Annotated in this window: 17 protein-coding genes; 8 read left to right on the top strand and 9 right to left on the bottom strand. The window is 63.6% G+C overall.

Going from position 1 to position 20,892, the window contains the following annotated elements; translation table 11 throughout:
• Window positions 1-9: 9 nt before the first annotated feature.
• The 3 genes from XH93_RS12170 to XH93_RS12160 are packed head-to-tail and all read right to left on the bottom strand — an operon-like array spanning window position 10 to window position 4,190.
• Complete coding sequence (locus XH93_RS12170) at window positions 10-1,395, bottom strand: aldehyde dehydrogenase family protein (protein WP_194473682.1); 1,386 nt, start codon at window positions 1,393-1,395, stop codon at window positions 10-12.
• 33 nt (window positions 1,396-1,428) lie between these two features.
• A complete protein-coding gene (locus XH93_RS12165; RefSeq protein WP_194473681.1) occupies window positions 1,429-2,796 on the bottom strand; it encodes a glutamine synthetase family protein in 1,368 nt (455 codons plus the stop codon).
• 50 nt (window positions 2,797-2,846) lie between these two features.
• Entirely contained in the window at window positions 2,847-4,190 is a 1,344-nt protein-coding gene (locus tag XH93_RS12160) for an aspartate aminotransferase family protein (RefSeq protein WP_194473680.1), read from the bottom strand.
• Window positions 4,191-4,541: 351 nt separating this feature from the next.
• Between XH93_RS12160 and XH93_RS12155 the strand changes: the two genes are divergently transcribed.
• From XH93_RS12155 to XH93_RS12145, 3 genes are all read left to right on the top strand, one after another.
• Window positions 4,542-5,363: a DeoR/GlpR family DNA-binding transcription regulator gene (locus tag XH93_RS12155; protein ID WP_139487271.1), complete on the top strand. Its 822-nt coding sequence runs from the start codon at window positions 4,542-4,544 to the stop codon at window positions 5,361-5,363.
• A gap of 13 nt (window positions 5,364-5,376) precedes the next feature.
• On the top strand, window positions 5,377-6,408 hold the full coding sequence (locus XH93_RS12150; RefSeq protein WP_139487270.1) for a helix-turn-helix domain-containing protein: 1,032 nt from the start codon (window positions 5,377-5,379) through the stop codon (window positions 6,406-6,408).
• 67 nt (window positions 6,409-6,475) lie between these two features.
• Window positions 6,476-7,267, top strand: coding sequence for an inositol monophosphatase family protein (locus XH93_RS12145; protein ID WP_194473679.1), 792 nt, complete (start codon window positions 6,476-6,478; stop codon window positions 7,265-7,267).
• A gap of 26 nt (window positions 7,268-7,293) precedes the next feature.
• Here XH93_RS12145 and XH93_RS12140 read toward each other — a convergent pair whose 3' ends face one another.
• On the bottom strand, window positions 7,294-8,250 hold the full coding sequence (locus XH93_RS12140; protein ID WP_139487268.1) for a choline/ethanolamine kinase family protein: 957 nt from the start codon (window positions 8,248-8,250) through the stop codon (window positions 7,294-7,296).
• Complete coding sequence (locus tag XH93_RS12135) at window positions 8,247-9,125, bottom strand: phosphotransferase family protein (RefSeq protein WP_194473678.1); 879 nt, start codon at window positions 9,123-9,125, stop codon at window positions 8,247-8,249. The genes XH93_RS12140 and XH93_RS12135 overlap by 4 nt, the downstream gene beginning before the upstream one ends.
• 294 nt (window positions 9,126-9,419) lie before the next feature.
• Here XH93_RS12135 and XH93_RS12130 point away from each other — a divergent pair, with 294 nt between their 5' ends.
• The gene (locus tag XH93_RS12130; RefSeq protein ID WP_194473677.1) at window positions 9,420-10,826 is read left to right on the top strand and encodes an amidase; all 1,407 of its coding nucleotides are present in this window, start codon (window positions 9,420-9,422) and stop codon (window positions 10,824-10,826) included.
• A 4-nt stretch (window positions 10,827-10,830) separates the two neighbouring features.
• On the opposite strand, the gene XH93_RS12125 is transcribed toward XH93_RS12130, so the two are convergent.
• The 4 genes from XH93_RS12125 to XH93_RS12110 form a co-directional block, all read right to left on the bottom strand.
• Window positions 10,831-12,651 (bottom strand): ABC transporter ATP-binding protein, encoded by a 1,821-nt coding sequence (locus XH93_RS12125; protein ID WP_194473676.1) that lies wholly within the window; start codon window positions 12,649-12,651, stop codon window positions 10,831-10,833.
• 1 nt (window position 12,652) lies between these two features.
• Window positions 12,653-13,570 carry an ABC transporter permease gene (locus tag XH93_RS12120; protein WP_194473675.1) on the bottom strand — a complete coding sequence of 306 codons (918 nt, stop codon included), beginning with the start codon at window positions 13,568-13,570 and terminating at the stop codon, window positions 12,653-12,655.
• Between the two features lie 2 nt (window positions 13,571-13,572).
• Complete coding sequence (locus tag XH93_RS12115) at window positions 13,573-14,553, bottom strand: ABC transporter permease (protein WP_139860815.1); 981 nt, start codon at window positions 14,551-14,553, stop codon at window positions 13,573-13,575.
• Window positions 14,554-14,654: 101 nt separating this feature from the next.
• Complete coding sequence (locus XH93_RS12110; protein WP_139860816.1) at window positions 14,655-16,217, bottom strand: ABC transporter substrate-binding protein; 1,563 nt, start codon at window positions 16,215-16,217, stop codon at window positions 14,655-14,657.
• A gap of 342 nt (window positions 16,218-16,559) precedes the next feature.
• Here XH93_RS12110 and XH93_RS12105 point away from each other — a divergent pair, with 342 nt between their 5' ends.
• The 4 genes from XH93_RS12105 to XH93_RS12090 all read left to right on the top strand — a co-directional run bounded on the left by XH93_RS12105 (window position 16,560) and on the right by XH93_RS12090 (window position 20,843).
• Window positions 16,560-17,369, top strand: coding sequence for an HAD-IIA family hydrolase (locus tag XH93_RS12105; RefSeq protein ID WP_246799594.1), 810 nt, complete (start codon window positions 16,560-16,562; stop codon window positions 17,367-17,369).
• Window positions 17,366-18,349 carry a phosphotransferase enzyme family protein gene (locus XH93_RS12100; RefSeq protein WP_246799705.1) on the top strand — a complete coding sequence of 328 codons (984 nt, stop codon included), beginning with the start codon at window positions 17,366-17,368 and terminating at the stop codon, window positions 18,347-18,349. The genes XH93_RS12105 and XH93_RS12100 overlap by 4 nt, the downstream gene beginning before the upstream one ends.
• A gap of 165 nt (window positions 18,350-18,514) precedes the next feature.
• Window positions 18,515-19,270, top strand: coding sequence for a tyrosine-type recombinase/integrase (locus XH93_RS12095; protein WP_371814986.1), 756 nt, complete (start codon window positions 18,515-18,517; stop codon window positions 19,268-19,270).
• 892 nt (window positions 19,271-20,162) lie between these two features.
• A complete protein-coding gene (locus tag XH93_RS12090) occupies window positions 20,163-20,843 on the top strand; it encodes an HAD family hydrolase (protein WP_194473672.1) in 681 nt (226 codons plus the stop codon).
• Window positions 20,844-20,892: the final 49 nt, after the last annotated feature.

Genomic DNA, 20,892 nt, shown 5'->3' with positions numbered 1-20,892 from the left:
GTGCTGCTCTCAGTGCTCGATGCGAAGGTGGAATGATTTGGGGCGGGTGAGCGCCTCGAAGCCGAGGCGCGACATGCCGACACCACGTCCGGTGTCCTTGACGCCGGTCCACGCCAAAGCGGGATCGACATAATCGCAGCGGTTCATGAACACGGTACCTGTCGCGATGCCGTCGCCGATGCGTTCGGCTGCGGCAGCGTCCTCGGTCCAGACCGATGCGGTCAGGCCATACGGACTGTCGTTCATCAAGGCAACCGCCTCCTGATCCGAGGCGACCTTCATGAGGCCGACCGCGGGCCCGAAGCTCTCCTCCATCATCAGCTGCATGGAGTGATCGACGCCGACCAGGACCTGAGGCATCAGATAGGCTGTACCGATCTTGTCCGCCGGGAAGCGGGCCGGATCGATCAGAGGCCGCGCGCCCTTTGCCACGGCCTCGCCGATATGGGCGCGGACGGTATCGGCAAAGCGCGTCGCCGCCATCGGCCCGAGCGTCGTGTCCTGCGACAGCGGGTTGCCGAGCCGGTAGCGCGCGGTCAGGCCGGCAAAGGCCTCCACAAAGGAGTCATAGATCCGCTCATGCACGTAAACCCGCTCGATGCCGCAGCAACACTGGCCGGAATTGTAGAACGCGCCGTCCACGAGCTGCTCGACCGCGAAATCGAAATCGGCATCCGGCCGCACATAGGCCGGATCCTTGCCGCCGAGCTCCAGCCCAAGGCTGATGAATGTCCCGGCGGCCGCTCGCTCGACCGCCCGGCCGCCGGCGACCGAGCCGGTGAAGGTCACATGGTCGACCGAGCGCGATGCGATCAGCTCCCTGGTCACGACATGGTCGAGCGTGAGCGTCCTGAACAACCCCTCGGGCAGGCCGACCCGGTCCAGTGCCGCCTGGAAGCGCTCGCCGACCAGCAGTGTCTGCGCGGCGTGCTTCAGAATCACGGCGTTACCGGCCAGCAGCGCCGGCACGATGGTGTTGGCCGCCGTGAGATAGGGATAGTTCCAGGGCGCGATCACCAGCACGATGCCCGCAGGGACACGCTTGATCATGCGGCGGAAGCCGGGGCGCTCGGTCGGCACGACCGGCGCCAGCGCCTCATCGCTGAGCTCGACCAGCGCGCGGACCCGCTCCTCCAGGCTGCGCAGTTCGCCGCCATAGCGCACCGGCCGGCCCATCTGCATCGCGAGCTCCGGAACGATCTCGTCGTTCTGCGCCCGCATCTCGTGCAGGAACGCGAGCATCATGGCCTTGCGCTCGGCGAGCGGCACCCTCGACCATTCCTGCTGCGCCTTCCGCGCCTGCGCGAGAGCCGCTGCGACCTCGGCACCCGTTGCGACCGGCCGCCGGGCAACCTCGCTGCCGTCGACCGGCGAAATGCAGACGATATCGTTCACGTGATGTCACTCGTTTTCGAAGGAGGGTCGGTCTCAGATGATCTCGAAGTAGCGTGCGAGCTCCCAGTCGGTGATGGCCTTGCGGAACTCGCGCTCCTCCCACTGCCGCGTCATCGCGTAGTGATCGACGAAGACGTCGCCGAACAGGTTGCGCGCCGCCTGGGAGGCGACCAGCCGATCGGCCGCTTCCGACAGCGTGCGCGGAAACGCGCGCTCCGGCGGATGCTTGCGCTCATAGGCATTGCCGGTGATCGGTTCGTCCGGTTCGATCCGGTGCTCGATTCCCCAGAGGCCCGACCCGAGCGCAGCCGCGATCGCCAGATACGGATTGATGTCGGCGGCAGCGACGCGGTACTCGACGCGCTGGCTCGACGGCTTGCCGGGAATCACGCGCAGCGCGCAGGTGCGGTTTTCGATTCCCCAGGTCGCGTCGGTCGGCGCCCAGAAGCCGGGGATCAGGCGCGAGTAGCTGTTCACGGTCGAGGCGACCATCGCGAGCAGCTCCGGAAGCAGCGCCTGCTGGCCGCCGACGAACCAGCGCATGATGTCGGACATGTCGCCGGGCCTGCCGCCCTGGTAAAACACCGGCTTGCCGTCCCGGTCGCGCAGCGACAGATGCAGATGCCCGGATTGTCCGGGATAGGCGTTCGACCATTTGGCCATGAAGGTGAGCATCTTGCCCTGACGCTCGGCCCAGACCTTGGAGAAGGTCTTGAACAGGACTGCGCGGTCGGCGGCGGCAAGCGCATCGGTGTATTGGATTGCGGCCTCCAGCACGCCGGGTCCGGTCTCGGTGTGCAGGCCTTCGACCGGCATGTCCATCTCGTTGCAGAGCTTGAGCAGCGAGCGATGAAATTCGGACTCGACGGAGGCGCGTAGCATGGAATAGCCGAACCAGCCCGGCGTGAGATTCCTCAGGCCGCGAAAGCCCTTCTCGCGCACGCTGTGCGGCGTCTCGTCGAATACGAAGAACTCGAACTCTGCGGCCACGGACGGCGAAAACCCCATTCCCTCGGCGCGATCGATGACGCGGCGCAGCAGCCGGCGCGGACACAGCGCAGCCGCGGTGCCCTCGAACTCGCCGAGGAAGAACAGCATGTTCCCTTCGGTCGACACATTGCGGCAGGTCGAAGGATCGATGCGCGCGGTCGCGTCGGGAAAGGCCGTATGCCAGCCGGTGAACGCACCATTGTCGTACATCTGGTCGTTGGAGTCCCAGCCGAACACGATGTCGCAGAAGCTGAAGCCGGCCTCCAGCGCACCGACGAACTTGTCGCGCGCGAGATATTTTCCGCGAATGACGCCGTCGAGATCGACGATGCCGAGCTTGACGTGGGACAGGTCCCGCTGCTCGACAAGAGCCTTGGCCTCGGCGGCGGTTCTTACGCTTCTTGCATCCATGATCTTCAAATCTTCGGCTTCCGTGGCATCGCGAGCTATCGGCGATCGCGTCACGACGCGGCGATCGCGCGCAACTCCTCGTCGCAAGCGGTGATGAACATGTCGGCGTGGTCCTTGCCGAAGCACAGCGGCGGACGAATCTTGAGCGTACTGCCGAACGGACCCGCTGCACCGACCAGGATGCCGCGCTGGCGCAGGCGGTTGATCAGCAGGCTCGCGAGCTCGGCAGCGGGCTCCTTGCTGTCGCGGTCGCGCACCAGCTCGAGCCCGATGAACAGGCCGGCGCCGCGAACGTCTCCGATCGTCACGTGGCGATTGCCGATCTCGCGCAATCCATCCAACAGATGACGTCCGGCCTCGCGCGCATTCTGCAGCAGGCTCTCTTCCGCGATGACCTCGAGCACGGCAAGGCCTGCGGCCGCGGCCACCGGGTTGCCACCGAACGTATTGAAGTATTTCACCTCCGCGGCAAAGCGATCGAGCAGCGCGGCGCGCATGGCAACGCCACCCATCGGAAAGCCGTTGCCCATGGGCTTGCCCATCGTGACGATGTCGGGGACGACGCGATGACGCGCGAAGCCCCACATCGCCGCCCCGGTTCGTCCGAAGCCTGGCTGCACCTCGTCGGCGATGAACAGTCCCTGACGTTCGTGGACGAGCTTCACGGTGGGCGCCAGGAAGCCGGCAGGGTCGGCATAGATGCCGTCGCTCGAAAAGATCGTGTCCACCAGCAGCGCGGCAAAGCCGAAGCCGCTTCGCTCGAGATCGGTGATCGCTGCGGCAACGCTGTCGGCGAAGCGCTGGCCAGGATCGCCGACGGGATTGCGGTACATCTCTGGTGCCGGAACGGCCCGCACGTGGGGCGGCAGCAGCTGACCGGGACGCGAGGACGGCGAGACATCGGTCACGGCGGCGCTGTTGCCGTGATAGGCGGTCTCCGTGACGATGAAGCCCGTCCGCCCGGTTGCCACTTTCGCAACCCGCAGCGCAAGGTCATTCGCCTCGCTGCCGGTGCACGTCAGCACCAGATGATCGATCCCGCGCGGAAACGTCGCCAGCAGACGCTCGGCGTAGCCATCGACGACATCGTTGAGATAGCGTGTGTGCGTGCTGAGCAGGCCGGCCTGACGGCTGATCGCTTCGACGACGCGCGGATGCGAATGTCCGACCGACGGGACGTTGTTGTAGAGGTCAAGATAGCGCCGGCCATCGACGTCGAACATATAGACGCCTTCGGCGCGCGCCATCCGGATCGGCTCCTGATAGAACAGCACCGAGGCCTTTCCGAACGAACGCAGGCGCCGTTGCACCGCCTCACCGAGATCTGGGTCGATTGACGACACCCGGCTCTGATCGAAGGCGTTCAACGCCAGAATCTCTTTTTCCTGCTGCATCGCCCGCCTTCCCTTTGGCCCGCGGCCTGCGCGGACCAAAGCCGTCCTCTGCAGCGATCATGCCCCAGCCGTTCCGCTACGACCTTGGATCCATGTGCGAATTCCCACAATTGAAAAGCGGCTTGCAGGCACAAGACATCAGAACGTCAGGCATGCGCCCCGATTCCAAAAATATATTCCATATGTTTCAGTATCTTATGCGATCGACGCGATCCCTTTGCGAAAAGCATAGGCAGCGCGGCGCCCAAAAAATGGGGAATATGCCACATGATTGGTGTGGACTCACAACATCGCTTGGGGAACGATCATGACGCGGACGCTGGAGAGGTTTGCAGCCGGAGAGACAGCGGAATGACGAGTGACGCCCCTGCTGCGGCCGACAAGCGGCCACGAAAGGCCGACGGCGACCGCCTCTCGAAGCTCGCGCGCCACAAGCACATCATCTCGCAACTCACCGCCGCGCCGACGCTGCGGGCTTCCGAGCTCGCCGCCGTGCTCGGCGTGTCCGGCGAGACCATCCGGCGCGATCTGATGGAGCTTCAGGAGCAGAAGCTCATCAACCGCACCTATGGCGGGGCGTCCCGTCCCTTCGCGCTCGAGCCGGCGCTGACCGATCGCAAGGCGATCATGATCGCCGAGCGCGAGGCGATGGCCGCGGTGATCGCCGACCTCATCCTGCCGAACGAGGTGCTGATGCTCGGCGCCGGCGCGACCACGTTTCACATTGCAAGACGGCTGGCTTCGCGCGCGCACGATATCACCGTGATCACCCATGATTACGCGATCGCGGCGGCGCTGGCCGTCAATCCGTCGATCCGCGTGCTCTGCTGTCCCGGCCGCTATCACCCCAACGAAGGCTATGTGTTCGGCACGCAGACGATCGCGAACATCAACAGCTATGAGGCCAACCGCGCCATCGTGAGCGCAACCGGCATCAGCGCGCGCGGTGCGAACGATGCCGACGACGAGGCCGGCGCCATCTATGGCGCGATGGCCAAGCGCGCCGCGGAGGCCATTCTGGTGGCCGATCACAGCAAGTTCGACCAGCGTGCGCTTACCGTCTTCGCACATTGGACTGATATCGATCGTCTGGTTACCGATCGGCAACCAGAGGGAGCACTGGCAACCGCTCTCCGTGCGGCCGGAACGGAGATCATCGTTGCGCAACTCTGAGAAAGGCCCAGCCATGGCACGCCTGACATCTGTTGCTTCCCGCGAGGACCACACCGGCCTTCACGCCGGCAATGAGAAGGGCCCTGGTCCCACGCAGGATTGGCGGACCCGGATCGGACGCCTCGATCTCGAGCTGATCGGGCCGGATCACGCCTTTGCCCGTAACTGGGAGCGCGTCGCCTGCATCCACGATGCCGCCTATGTGCTGGTGTTTCCCCTGACCGGATGCGTCGCATTCAGCCAGGACAGCCGCATCGGGATCGCCCGTCCCGGCGAATATGTCCTGCTCAGCGAGCTCGCCTTCTACGAGTTGTCGTCCGACAAGACCGCGCGCTTCCTGATGCTGCGCATTCCGGCCGCCGAGCTGCGCGGCCGGCTGGTCTCGGTTGAAGATCACATCAGCCGGCGCTTCAAGCCGAACGAACAGATGACGCACCTGCTCGCGGGCATGATCCGCAGCGTGGCCGAGCTGTTCGTCGCCTCGCCGCCGCCGAACCCCCAGGCGCTCGCGACCGAAATGATCAGCTTCGTCGCGCTGACGATCGGATCGGAGGATCGCGGCGCGGCAACCGATGTACGCAACGCGCGCTATCACCTGCGCCGCCGCATCGTCGACTTCATCGAGAGCCATCTCGGCGACCAGTCGCTCTCGCCAAAGAAGATCGCGGCTTCGAGCCGCATCTCGCTCAGCTATCTCTACAGCCTGTTCAACGACAACGAGACCACCGTCAGCCAGTTCGTCCAGACCAAGCGGCTGCAGCGGGCGTATGAAATCCTGGTCGCCGACCCGAAGGGCCGGCGGACCGTCTCGGAGGTCGCCTACGAGGTCGGCTTCAAGAACGTGTCGCATTTCTCGCGCTGCTTCAGCCGGCACTTCAAGGTGGCGCCGCGCGACGTTCGCCAGGCGCCGGTGGCGGCGCCGCAGCCGGCCGCGAGCGCGCGCTCGCCGCAGCCGAAGAGCCCTGCTGCCCGGGTGGCGCCGCGCAACGGATACGGCTCCCGTTATTGGGAGATCGACAAGCAGCCGGTCCACGAGACGGCGTAGCGCCCCATCCCTACGCAAGGCGTCGAGCGTCTCGCGACGTAGGCGCGCCTCCCGCCCGGAGCGATCATTGGACGACATTCAAGACAGGTTATCCGCAAGCGAGCTCGCTTCGTTCTTCAACGAACTTGCCAACGTCGCCGGCAGGATCGCCGTGACGCACTTCCGCTCCAGCGTCGATTTCGAACGCAAGCAGGACCTGACGCCGGTCACCATCGCCGATCGTGCGATCGAGATGGAGCTGCGGCGACTGATCGGCGCGCGCTTCCCCGATCACGGCATCCTCGGCGAGGAGATGGGATCGACTGCCGGGGACCGCTACACCTGGTATCTCGATCCGATCGACGGAACCAAGAGCTTCATCTCCGGCATGCCGCTGTTCGGCACGCTCGTCGCGCTCGCCGACGAGAAAGACGGCTCGGTCGCCGCCGGCATGATCGATATGCCCGCGCTGGCGGAGCGGTGGTACGGCACCCGGCAAGGCACCACCTTCAACGGCAAGCAGGCAAAAGTAAGCCGCACGACGCGACTGGAAGACGCGCAGATCTACACGTCATCGCCGGACTTCTTCACGCCGGGCGACTGGGCCCGCTACGACGCGCTGAGCCAGAAAGCCATGTTCCGGCGATTTGGCGGCGACTGCTACCAATATGGTCTGCTTGCATCCGGCCACTGCGATCTCGTGGTCGAAACCTCCCTCAAGGCGTTCGACTTCATGGCGCTGATTCCGGTGGTCGAGGGCGCCGGCGGCGTCGTTCGCGACTGGCAGGGGCGACCGCTGTCGCCGGACTCCGATGGCCGGGTCATCGCGGCCGCGAACAACAGCCTGCTCGAGCAGGCGCTCACGATCCTCAATCAATAACTGCGGAAGCCGTCCTGCAGCGCGGCTCAGACGAGCCGCAACCAGCCATCCCAGCGGGGATCGTACATCACGTCACGGGCGCGCATGTATTTCCAGACCCCGTACTTCTGATAGTCGAAGTCCCAGTCCTTGAGCTTCCGATTCACGACCGCCCATGACGCCCATTTCATGTCGGCGAGCGCCCGGTTGAGGATGACGCGCGCGACCATCTGCGGCCGCACCTCGCCCAGATATTGCTCGATCAGGGCCTCCGTCAGATGCTCGTCGAAGAACATCTCGGCGAACAGGACGCCCAGCTCATAGCTGCGTTCGTTGTTGGATGCGAACTCGTAGTCGATCAGCTTCATCGGCTTTGGGGCGCCTGATTCCGCAGAGATCAGGAAATTGCCTGGCATCGGATCGTTGAAGCACGGCACGAGATCGAGACCCGACGCCAGGAACGCCGACTTTGCCTGATTGTAGCGATGCATCAGCCATGACATGTCCTGCGGGAAATGCGCGCCGAGCTCCCTGGCCTGCTCGATATGTTCCTCGATCATGTCGAAGATGGTCTTGGTCTGGCCGAGCTTCGGGCCGGCATGCAGGCGGCGGTAAAGATCGAGAACGTCGGCCTGGATGGCGGCATCGCCGAAATCGGCATTGGTGCAGGCGCGATAGCCCTCGAGGAACTCGCTGATCTCGAGCCCGTCCGCGGCGTCGAAAAAGATCACCTCGGGCGCAACGCCCATGGCGTGGGCATTGCGCGCAGCCTCGTTGGCGGTCACGCGATCGATAAACATCTCCGAGCCCTCGCCGGGCACCTTGATGAAGTAGCGCCGTCCATCGCCGGATATCTCGACCAGCCAGTTCTGATTCATGAGGCCGCCGACCAGCGGGGTATAGGCCGCCCCCTTGCCGTGCCATTGTGGCACGCGGGCGATCGCCGCCTCGACATTGCGCTCATGGACTGTCGCTCCCTCGCCGAGCTTCCTGCGGACAGTCATGCGATCCTCCGAAGCATCTCGCCAAAGCGCGCCTCCCGGACCGTCATGCGGCAACGCACGAAGCGCCAGCAGGCGAACTTGTAGAACTCAAAGGTGTTACGCGCCGACCGCGCGGCGAGTACGGCGCCGATCAGGCCCCAGCGCAGATCATCCGCCACGCCGTAGATGCGGGCGCGGCTGAATGCGCGCTCGTCGAATCCGCCGACGTTGCGGCTGAAGGCGTCGCGCGCCTCCGGCTCCTGCGCGAAGGCTTCGACGAGGAAGCTGCCGAGATCCTCCAGCGGGTCGGCCGTTGTGGCGCGGTCCCAATCGATCAGGCGAACCTCGCCGGTGTCGCTGATCAGGATGTTCGAGACATTGCCGTCGCCATGGATCGGCACCGGCTTGATGTCGAGGTTCCGGAAGGCATCGGCCGCAAAGCGCAGCTCCTTGACCAGCCATTCCGCATCCGAGGGCAATTGCGCCTTCGCCGCCTTCGCCGCCTCGTAGAAGTGCTCGATCTCGTCGAACACTCCCACGCGCCGCGGCAGTGGAGTCCCTGTCTGGAACAAACGCCGCGCCGCGATGACCGCGTCGACGATCTTCGGCTCCAGCATCCGCTCCAAGGTGCCGACCCGCCAGCCCCGGTTGAGGTCCTCCATGACCAGAAGTCCCGCGTCCGGGTCCGCCGCAAGCACCTTGGGACCGATGCCGAGATCGGATGCGCGCCGGGCCGCCTCGAAGGCGCAGGCAACGTCGATATAGAGCTTGGCATCCACATCCATGCTCTTGATGAAGATGCTTTCGCCGCTTCCGGTCCTGGTGGCACGCCAGGGCGAGCCATCGACCCCGCGCCAGCTTGGCGAGGCGAGGACCGGAATGGCTGGCTCAATCACGATATCGCCCGTCCCCCATCCCGGGAGCCCGGCGATGTAGCTCCGGACCGTGGCGGCTTGCGTTCCAGATTGGCTCATGACGACGCCTGATCTCTCGCGGGTGTCGTTCGGCCCGCTGGTCGCGGGCCTCCCGGTTTGATGACAAATTCGATCAAGACAAATTCGATCAAGACAGATGCAAAGGGGATGCCTCGCACTCCACCAAATCGTGCCCTTGCGGCAGCGGCACTACCCCAACGGGGGTTACTTTCGCTATCCGGACACTGATCCAGAACGCGATTTGTCGAGGCCAAGATGTCTGCTGCGGAACTGATCGGGATGAGCCTTGCGGGGCTGACGGAGGCCTACGCATCGCGCGCATTGTCGCCGGTGGAGGTGCTGCGAACCGTGCTCGGCCATGCCGAGGCGATCAATCCCGCGATCAATGCCCTGTTCTGCTTCCGTCCGGAGCAAGCCATGGCAAGCGCGCAAGGCTCGGAAGCCCGATGGAAGGCGGGAGCCGCGCTGGGTCCGCTCGACGGCGTCCCCATGACGGTCAAGGACAGCGTCGCCATGATCGGCTGGCCCTATTTTCACGGCATCGGCGCCAACCGCGCGCTGCCGCCCACAAACTATGATTCGCCACCGGCGATTGCGCTTCGCGAGGCCGGCGCGGTGATCTTTGCCAAGACCACGATGCCGGATTGCGGCCTGATGGCGTCGGGCATCAGCTCTCTGCACGGCGTTACCCGCAACCCCTGGGGGCTCGCATGGAACACCGGCGGCTCGTCGGCCGGCGCGGGCGCCTCCGTCGCCGCCGGCGCCGGCTATGTTTCCGTCGGCACCGATATCGCGGGCTCGGTCCGCCTTCCGGCCGCCCATTGCGGACTGGCCGGACTGAAGCCCACCCATGGCCGTGTGCCGCATTTGCCGGCCGACACTATGCGCATGGCAGGCCCGATGGGCCGCAGCGTGGATGATATCGCGCGCCTCCTGACCGTGCTGACGCGGCAGGACGAGCGCGACACCTGGAGCCTGCCCGCCGATGGCGTGCGCTATCAGGAGCATCTGAAGCGCGACGTGAAGGGACTGAAGATCGGCCTCCTCACCGACATGGGCTTCGGCATGAAGGCAGAGCCTGCGGTTCGCAGCGCAGTCGAAGCCGCCGGAAAGCTGCTTGCCAGCGCCGGCGCGACCGTCGAGCCGTTCACCTCTCCGCTCATCGACGACGCCTACGCGCCGATCGACCTGTTCCTCCAGGTGCGCGGCTATCTCGAATATGCATCGCTGCCGCCGCATGGCGACACCGCACGCGACATCAATCCCTACGTTCGCGCATGGTGCCTCGGCGGGGCGAAACATTCGGGCGCCGACCTCTACCGGTCGCTGGGCCAGATCGCCAAGATGAAGGCGGCGCTGCTCGCGGCCTTCGTGGGCTGGGACTATGTCATCGCCCCGACGCTGCCGGTGGTGAATTTCCCGGCCGAGGAGCCCGGCGTGTCGCGTGAGATGCCGCTCGCGCACACCTTGTTCACCGCCATGTTCAACCAGACCTGCCAGCCCGCCTCCACCGTCTGCATGGCATTCGATTCCCGCCATCTGCCGATCGGCGTCCAGGTGATCGGGCACCGCTTCGACGATCTCGGCGTGCTGCAGGTGACCAAGGCGCTGGAAGACATGCGCTCGTTCGCGATGGATTGGCCGTTCAAGCCACGGCCCTGAGCGCTCAGGCCGCAGCCTGCGCCTCTTCGCCGTCGAGCAGGTGGCAGGCGGCGAAGCGCCCCGGCGTGTGTTCGACCAGCTTTGGCGTCTCCAGCCGGCAGCGGCCGAACGCCTTCGGGCAGCGCGAGGCAAAGCTGCATCCCGCCGGGATATCGATCGGGCTCGGCGGCTCGCCCTCCAGCAGGAAGTCTGCCGGGTTGAACGGCTTCTCCTCCAGCGTCGGGGCGGCCGAGAGCAATGCCTTGGTGTAGGGATGCTGGGGATCGAAGAACAGCTCGCGGTTGTCGGCGATCTCGACCATCTCACCGAGATACATCACGGCAATGCGCGTGCAGACCCTGCGTACCATTGCGAGATCATGGGAGATGAAGACATAGGTGAGGTCGTTCTTCTCCTGCAGCCTCGAGAACAGGTCGATCAGCCTTGACTGCTCGCGTTGATCCAGCGCGGACAAGGTTTCGTCGAGGATCAGCAGCTTGGGATCAAGGATCAGCGCCCGTGCGATCGAGATGCGCTGGCGCTCGCCGGTGGAGAGTGCGTTCGGGAGCTGGTCATAGAGCTCAGCGGCAAGACCGACCTCGGCCATCGCCGCCATGACCCGGCTGCGCAGGTCCGCGCGGGCGACATTGCCGCGGATCAGCAGGCTCTCCTCGATCATGCGGCCGACGGTGGTGCGCGGCGGCAGCGCGTTGTACGGATCCTGCAGCAGCAGCTGGAATTCGCTGCGGGTGCGGATCAGCTCGCGCGGCGACAACGTCCCGAGCGACGTGCCGTTGAGGACGATGCTGCCGTTGTCGGGAACCTCCAGCCAGGCCAGCAGGCGCGTGAGGGTCGACTTGCCGCAGCCGGATTCCCCGACGATGCCGAAATTCTCGCACGGCATGATGTCGAGCGTTACGCCGCGCACCGCCTGCACGTTGCTGTAGGTATTGAACGTCCCCCGCTTGCGCGCGCGATAAGTCCGGACAACGTCCTCGACCTTCATCAGGGGCACTTCATCTTGCGCCTTGCGGCGGGCCGGCGGCCCCTCCGTGGTCGCCCACATGCGCGGCACGCTGGCAATGGCCTTGCGCGTGTAGTCGGTCTGCGGCGAGGCGAGCAGATCGGCAAACGCCTGCTGCTCGACGAACCGGCCCTGATGGAGCACCGCCGTGCGGTCGCCGAACTGGCCGAGCGTGGGCAAGGAAGACGACAGGTAGATCGTCGCCATCCTGTGGCGCAGGCACAGATCGTGCAGCAGCGCCACGATCTGTGCCGCGATGGTGACATCGAGCGGCTGGGTAACGTTGTCGGCAATCAAAACGGCGGGCTCGGCGCAGATCGCGTCCACGATCATCGCGCGCTGCATCATGCCGCCGGAGAATTTTGCGGGGTAATCCCAATAGCGCTCTTTCGGCGATGGAATTCGGACCTCGCCGAGCAGCTGCACCACCCGCTCGCGGCATTCGCGCGGATTCCATTCGGGCCTGACGCTGTGCAGCTTTTCCGCGATCTGGGTCCCGACCGGTACCGTCGGATCGAGCGAGCTTTGCGGCTTGGAGCCGATATAGGCGATGTCGCGGCCGATCCGCACCTCGTGCGCCCCGGCGCCGAGAATGTCGTGGCCGGCGAACGTGACCCGTCCGGAGCGATACGCCAGACTTTCCGGCAGCCAGTTCGCCAATGCGCGGCTGAGCACGGTCTTTCCGGCGCCGCTTTCGCCATAGATGCCGAAGATCTCCGACGTGTTGAGGCGGAAGGAGACGCGATCGAGTATCGGCGCGGCGCCCGGCGCCGCAGCACCGACCGTGAGGTCGTCGACCTCCAGAATGAGCGAGAGATCCATCTCAGAGACCTCCATAGATCCGGTTGCGCGCCTTCTCGAGCGCCGACCCCATCAGGTTGATCGAGGTGAGGGCGATGGCCAGGAACACGCCCGGCGTGGTCGCGATCCACCAGGCATTGATCAGATATTTGCGGGAGTCGGCGATGATGCTGCCGAAGCTCGGCGTCGGCGGCTGGATGCCGAGCCCCAGGAAGCCGAGGATCGCCTCGAAGATCATCATGCGGGCGACGTCGAGCACGGCGACGAATGCGATCGGCGGCAGGATGTTCGGCGCAGCGAACAGAAACAGGATCCGCCAGTCCCCGGCGCCGAGCACGCGCAGGCCGCGGACATATTCCTTACCGCGCTCGGTGACGGCTGCACTGCGCGCCACGCGCGCATAGAGCGGCCAGCCGGACAGCGCCAGCACGATGATGATGGTCGGCACCGTCGGCCGCGACACGCCGAGAATGGTGATCGCCAGGATGATCATCGGGATCGACAACTGTGCATCTGTGATCCGCATGATGACGGTGTCCCACCATTTGCCCTTGAAGCCTGCGAACAGGCCCAGACCGCAGCCGATGACGAAGATGAGCAGGACGGTGACGACGCCGACCAGCAGCGAATAGCGCAGGCCGATCAGGCTGCGCATCAGCATGTCGCGGCCGAGCTGGTCGGTGCCCAGCAGATGATCCCAGGTCCATTTGTCGCCCAGAAAGACCGGCGACATGAACTTGTCCTTCACCACCATCTTGGTCGCACTGACCGAGGACACCTCGGGATAGATGGCCGAGGCCAGCAGCAGCGCCATGAAGATGAAGAAGCCGATCCTGAAGCTCGGCATGCGCCAGGCCGCGGCCATGATGCGGCGGTTGACCGAACGGATCCGGGCCGCCGGCAAGGCGGGCTCCTCGGCGATGATCGTGGTGGCCGTCATGATCAGATCTCCACGCGGGGATCGATCAGATAGGCGACCAAATCCACAATGATATTGATGAAGACAAAGACGGCGCTGGTCGTGATGGCGATGCCCTGGATGACCGGAAAGTCGCGCCCGACGACGGAGACGACGGTCAGATTGCCGAGGCCCGGATAATCGAAAATGTACTCGATGACGAGCACGCCGCCGATCAGCGTCGAAAGCTGGATCCCGAGCAGGTTGACCAGCGGCACCGCCGCGTTGCGCAGGGCGTGCGAATAGACGATGCGGCGGCGCGACAGGCCGCGCACCCGCGCCTCATCGATGAACGGCGCTTGCATGACCTCGCCGAGCGAGGTCGTCAGCGTGCGGATGATGAAGGGGGCGATCTCCACCGCCAGCACGAAGGCCGGCAGGATGACATAGGAAAACCCCTGATAGCCGAGTGCCGGCAGCAGCTTCAGCTTCACCGACAGGAACAGGATCAGAACGATCGCGAGCCAGAAATTCGGAATCGAGACGAACAGCGACTGCACCCCGAACGCCAGCGCGTTCTGCCAGCGATGCTGGTGCAGTCCGCCTGCGATGCCGATCGGGAACGACAGCAGCAGCGCGAACACGAGCGCCATGCCGCCCAGTTGCAGCGTGAACGGCAGGCGTTCGAGGATGAGATCGATCACCGGCGCCATGTCCGACTTGGTCGGGTCGATATACTGCCCGCCGGTCGCGATCATGCCGCTGCGCGGCCGCAAATAGGATTGCCCGAGATCGCCCTGTACCAGCCCGCGCATGTAGCGACCATACTGCACGATGATGGGGTCGCGCAGCCCCATCTTGGTCGCGACCTTCTCGACCACGTCGGCCGGCGCCATGCCGCCGACGATCAGGCGCACGGGATCGCCCGGCACCACGCGCAGCAGCGTGAAGATGATCAACGACGTGATGAAGACGATCAGGATGCCCTGCGCGATCCGCTTGACCAGAAATTCCAGGATCAACATCGAGAAGAGCTACCCCTTCGATTCATGAGACAAGGCCCGACCAGCCCGGCCTGCGTTCGCGAACCGGCAGGCTGGGGCGTACCCGGCCTGCCGAGCAATCGTCATGCCAGTGTTGCCTTGGTCATGTCCTGCATGCCGTTCGGATAGATGTACAGACCATCCAACTTCTTGCTGTAGGCATGGATGAAAACCGAGGTGAACAACGCGAGCGCCGGGGCCTTCTTGGCGATGGTCGGCAGCGTCTCAGTCTGCAGGATCTTCTTGCGCTCCTCGATTGTCGTGGCGTTGCGCTCTTTGTCCAGCACCGCGTCGATGTCCTTGTCGACGATGCCAGTGATGCGCTTGGAGGAGGAGTGGAAGTGGGTGCGCAGGACGAGATCCGGCTCGGGCGAACCGGTGCACCAGCCGCAGTCGATCATATTGCCCTCACCGCCGCCGGGCTTGTCGTAAAGCAAATTACCCCACGCCGCGACTTCGAGCGTCTGCAGATTGACCTTGAACCCTTGCTCCTGGAGCATGCCGGTAATCAACTCGGCATATTCCTTCGTCTTCGGATAGAAGCCGACCGACGTGTAATAGGTGAGCTCGGGCAGGCCCTGGCCTTTGGGGAAGCCGGCCTCCGCGAGCAGCTTCTGCGCCTTGTCCGGATCGAATTCAGGATAGTCGGCCACCTCGGCGTAGCCGAACTTGACCGGCGAGATGTGCGCCTTTGAGTAGGTGCCGGAGACGCCGAGCACGTCGAGCACCTGCTTGCGGTCGATCGAATAGCATGCGGCGAGGCGAATGCGCGGATCGTCGAACGGCTTCTTCGAGCAGCGGAAGAACAGGTATTTGTTCTCGACCGAAACCGCCTTGTGGATGCTGAAGCGGGCATCCTTCGAGATGGTCTCGACCTGCTCCTGTTCGAGCCGCTCGATGATGTCGGCCTCGCCGTTCAACAGCGACAGCGTGCGCGTCGTGGTGTCACCGACGAAGTGATACTCGACGCCCGGGATCTTCGCTGCGCCGAGGAAGAAGTCGGGATTGGCGGCGAGAACGGTGGTGTCGCCTTTCTGCTCAACATATTTGTAGGGGCCCGTACCGTTCATGCGCGCCGACAGCTGCGCCTTGTTGGCAACGTCCTTGGCCGACATGATCGGCAAGAAGGACGACAGGTAGTAGTAGAGCGTCGCCGGATAGCCCTGCGCCTTTGTGTTGATGTGGCAGGTATAGTCGTCGACGACGTCGACGGTGACGAGACCGGGGTACCACTGCGCCGGACGATCGGGCTGGCAGCCATATTCATAGGTCGCCTTGACGTCGGCGGCCGTGAACGGGGTGCCGTCATGAAATTTGACGCCCTTCCTGAGCTTCACTTCCATCGTGTAGCTGTCGATGGGTTTCATCGATTCAGCCAGCTCGAAGATCAGTTCATCCGGCTTGTCCGGTCGCATCGGCGCCCGCGTCAGATAGCCGAACACGAAGCCCTCGACGATGAGCTGGCCGAGATTGGTATGGGTGGTCGGGTCCCAGTTGCCGGTCAGCGCTTCCGCGCCCAGAAAGCGCAGTGTCTTGCCTTCGGCGGCAAAGGCGGAATTCACAAGAAAGTCGGGATTGACCCGCCCGAAACCGAATGCCGCGGTTCCGGCCAGTCCCCCTAACATCAAGTCTCTGCGGTTGATCATATGGTAATCCCTCGATGATTTCGGCAACGCTGAAACTGCTCTCGAGGCCGCAAGGCACTCAGCCGTTTCGATCGTCTTGCACAAATCGTGGCTTTCCACGCCTGCAAAGCCTAGACCAAAGGCCGCAATCGCCCGATTCCTGCTGCTCCACGATTCCGTTGCTGACACTCCCGGGGCGCCGCAGTCGCGCATGGAGATTTTCCGCTCCCGGAAGCATGGCGCACAACGGCAAGGCAAGGACGCCTCTCCAGTGCGCAGCACACAAATCATGGACGCACAGAGCAGCAAGGCCATGCCGGCAACCATATGATCACGCTCGCGGAACTGAACGGAATCCCAGCATTGGAACAGCGTGTTGCTCCGGCCGACCATCCCATTCGCGGCATCATCTCGGATCTCGACGGCGTCGCCTATCGCGGCGACACCCCGATCGAAGACTCCGTCAAGGCATTTCGCGGATGGAGCGAGCGGGGCCTGCCCTATGCGTTCGTCACCAACAATTCGACGAAATCCGCCGCGCAATTTGCGGCCAAGCTGAGCCGCATCGGCATTCCGGCCGAGCCGTCACAGGTCTTCACGACGATTTCGGCGGTCACGTCCCTGCTCGAACGGCGCTGGCCGCGCGCCACGCCCGTGTTTGCGATCGGCGAGCGACCGCTGCTCGAGGCGATCGAGGACGGCGGCTATCATCTGACCGCCGTCAAGCCCACGATTGTAGTGCTCGGATTTGATGCCGCGCTCGACTATGCCAAGCTGCGCACCGCGGTCAGGGCCGCACTCGCCGGCGCAACCGTCATCGCCACCAATCCCGATGTCCTGACGCCGGTTCATGACGGCTACGATCCCTGCGTCGGCGTGATCACGGCCGCGGTTGCGGCGGCCGTGCCCAATACCAGGCCGATCGTGCTAGGCAAGCCGCAACCGTTCCTGATCGAACAGGCGCTGGCGCATCTCGGTACCGCCCGGCATGAGACCGTCATGGTCGGCGACCAGGTCGGCACCGATATCGCAGCAGGAAAGGCCGCCGGCATGCGGTCGATCCTGCTCGCCAGCGATGTCCCTTTCAATGCGGTTGCGGACGTCGTTCCCGATCGCGTCATCGCGAGCCTTCTTGACCTCGCGCGCCCCGAGACGGTCGGTTGGCGGCGATGATGACTCCCGGCCTCATCGAGAGCATGCAGGCCTCTCTTGCCGCGAACCTGCCGCGCTGGGGACTATCATCGCAATCGACGCTCGCCTTTCTCAGCCATTCCGAGAACACCACCTTTCTCGCGCAGGATCCGGTCGCTCGGCAAAAACTCGTGTTGCGCGTGCAGCGGCCCGGCTATCACTCGCCGGACGAGATTGCGTCCGAGCTCGCCTGGATCGACGCCGTAATCGCAGACGACGTGGTGGTGACGCCGCGCCCGGTCGCCGATCGGGAGGGACACCTGTTGTGCCCCATTCCCCTGAGTGGCGCGACACGACACGTCGTTGCATTCGAATTCCTCAGCGGCAAGGAGCCTGACGCCTCGGACGATCTGGCCACCTGGTTCGGCAAGCTCGGCGCGACCAGCGCACGGCTTCACGCGCACAGCCGCCGATGGACAATGCCATCGACGTTCCAGCGCAAGGTGTGGGATTTCGATGCCATGCTGGGCCGCCAGCCATTATGGGGTGACTGGCGCGCCGGTCTTGGCCCGCGCGACGATGGCCGCGGGCTGCTTCAGAGGGTCGCCGACGAACTTGAACGGCGCGTCGAGGCTTACGGACGGAGCGAGGAGCGGTTTGGCCTCATTCACGCCGATCTCCGCCTCGCCAACCTGCTCGTCGAAGGCGACCGGCTCGGCGTCATCGACTTCGACGATTGCGGCTTCTCGTGGTTCTTCTATGACTTCGCCGCAGCGGTCAGCTTCATCGAGCACGAGCCGGTGATGGACCTGCTCCAGGAGGCGTGGCTTGCGGGATACCGGACCGTCGCACCGGTCTCGCGCGACGACGAGGCCATGCTGCCTGCGTTCGTGATGCTCAGGCGCATGCTGCTGACGGCCTGGCTGGCTTCGCATTCGGACACCGAAGCCGCACGACGCCTGGGTACGGGCTACACCGACGGAACGGTCGCGCTCGGCGACCGGTTCCTACGCGGATTGTGACGCGGACTTTCGGGACCAGCCGCGGCGCGCCTGCCCTCTTCTGTTGTTGCTCCCGGAGTCCAGAATGCCGCACAGATGTTTCCCGCCGGCTTTGATCTGCGAATGATGGGCGCACCGTGGCACGGTTCGCGTATCCCTCCCGCCGAAAGGCGAGGCACGCGACCGGTGGCTGACACGTCCGGAAGCGGCAGCCTTGATTTGGCAATGTTGGCGCTATCGCGAAAGCAGACGATCGACACTGGCAGCTCAATAGGCGACCCGGTACGAACGGACCGTCGACCGTTGCGGCACGTGGCCAGATTTATCCTGATCGGCCTCTACCCCGGCACGAGAGCCGGCGCGATCGCGGCGGCATCGCCATACCGCGAGCTTGGGCACTCGTACGTTGACCTCGAGCGTGGTATCTTCTACCGCAGGCCGATCGGGAAGCGAGCCACCAAGAAGCGTCAGACGCCAGCCCCGCTTCCACCCCGGCTACTGGCTCATATGCGTCGTTGGAAAGACCGGAAGCTGATCAGCACCTGCTTCGTCGAATTCAATGGCAAGCCGGTCGCTTCCGTCAAAAAAGGCTTCAAATCTGCCGTGGATCTGGCCAAGCTGTCCGGGAAAGTCATTCCGCACACGTTGCGCCACACGGCGGCGACCTGGCTGATGCAGCACGGCGTGCCGATTTGGGAGGCGGCCGGGTTCCTCGGCATGTCGCCGGAGGTCCTGCAGGATACCTATGGCCATCACCATCCCGATCATTGCACGGGGCGGCAGCAGCCATTGGCCACAAAGCGCGATATGTTTCGGTGGTCAAATCGGTGGTTGACTCGGGAACAGCCACCGATGAGAACAAAAAACGTAAGGAAATCTGGTCGGAGTGGCAGGATTCGAACCTGCGACCCCTGCGTCCCGAACGCAGTGAGCATCTTCTAACCCATTGATCTTTCTTAGTGTGGTGGCCACTCCCGTCCCGTTTTGTTCACGGTCGTTTCACCCAATTCATTGCGATTTCGTTGCGGCATTTCCCGACGAGAACGGCGCTCGCTGAGATGTCGAGCCGGCGAGCTGCAATGTGACCTGACCAAGTTCAAAATCAGCACCACCAGATCTGGTCGGAAGGAGACGCATTCGTAGCGATTTCCGAGCGCTCCTCTGCTGCATGAACACTGGTTTTTACGTAACAAGCTCAGTTCTTTCAGAAGATCGACCCTGATGACGTCTCGGGAAAAAGTGGTCTAACGGCGACCATGATCGGCACCGATTGCAGCCCGGCCACCGACCGGACCTGCCGCTCCCCAACTTCCTTGACTGCGTCGGTGACGAGTCACTCCACGACTGCTGCCAAAGCGCCACCCTCGGACTTTGTCCGGGTAGTCAGCTAAAACAGAAACGCCCAGTCTCTTCACTGCTCATGCATTTTATTGCTGGGGCGGGAGGGATCCAACCGCCGAATGACGAAAATCAAGATCCGCCGGCGCTCGCCAGCTCTATGCTGCGGCTGGTAAAAATCTTGGTCCGTTTTCTGACAGCGATGTAAGGTCATGTCAGGATCGGCACACCGCGCGTCGGGTTCAGATTTTCCAAAGCACAGTTTGCTGCTTACTGCGCGCTTGCGGCGTTGGCACGACCATTGCTCCAGCAAAGATCAGCTTCAAAGATACAGAGGAAAACCGGGTCATGCTCTTCTTGCCTAGTCCGCGCGTCCTACACAGAACAGCGATCCGCGCGTTTACCTGACCGGGCGCAATACTAGACATACGGATCCGCAATTGTCCGATCGCAAACGCATTTACCGCCGCAGTACTTGCCTTAGGTTCGTTCGCCCATGAAATCCGCGATTGCGTTCGACTGGAATGGCACGCTGCTCGATGATGCCAATGCGGTGCTTCAAACCATCAATGCAATTTTGAGCCGCTTCGGTCGCGCAGCCGTAGATATGCACAGGCTTCGAGAGGAATTCGAACTCCCTCTTTCGGTTCTCTTCCGCAACCTAGACATGTCGAAAGATGAAATCGACGTCGTGGAGAGAAATGACAGCGCCATTTTTCACGACACCTACGAATTCTTGGCGCGCAATGCTGCCTTACGCAAAGGGGCACGAAATGTTTTGCTCGCCGCTGATCACAGAGCCGTTCACACCGTTATTGTCAGCAATCACATTGTTGAACCAATTCGCGCGCAAGTGCGAAGACTTGGAATCAAGACTCACGTCACGGACATTTTGGCATTTGAGAGCCGCGCAACCCAGTTTAAGAGCACGAACAAGGAAGAACGTCTGCGCTTGTATATGCAGGCCAATGATATATCCCCACAAAGAACCGTCATCGTGGGTGACATGCCAGTTGAGACGGAGATTGCCCGCAATCTCGGTCTTATCAACGTATCAATCATGGGGGGATTTGTTTCCGAAGCGCGCTTGCGCGCCGCAGGGCCCGACTACATGATTCATGACCATCACGAATTATTACCTATCTTGCAGAAGCATTGCATTCTTCCGAGCGGTTGAGTCATCACAAGAGTTGGCTCGCTCCTGCTGTCCGGCTTGGTCTTCACCA

This window comes from Bradyrhizobium sp. CCBAU 51753 (assembly GCF_015291565.1).
GTDB lineage: Bacteria > Pseudomonadota > Alphaproteobacteria > Rhizobiales > Xanthobacteraceae > Bradyrhizobium > Bradyrhizobium ivorense.
Note: the sequence above shows the minus strand (reverse complement) of the source record. Positions and strands in the feature narration are given on the sequence as shown.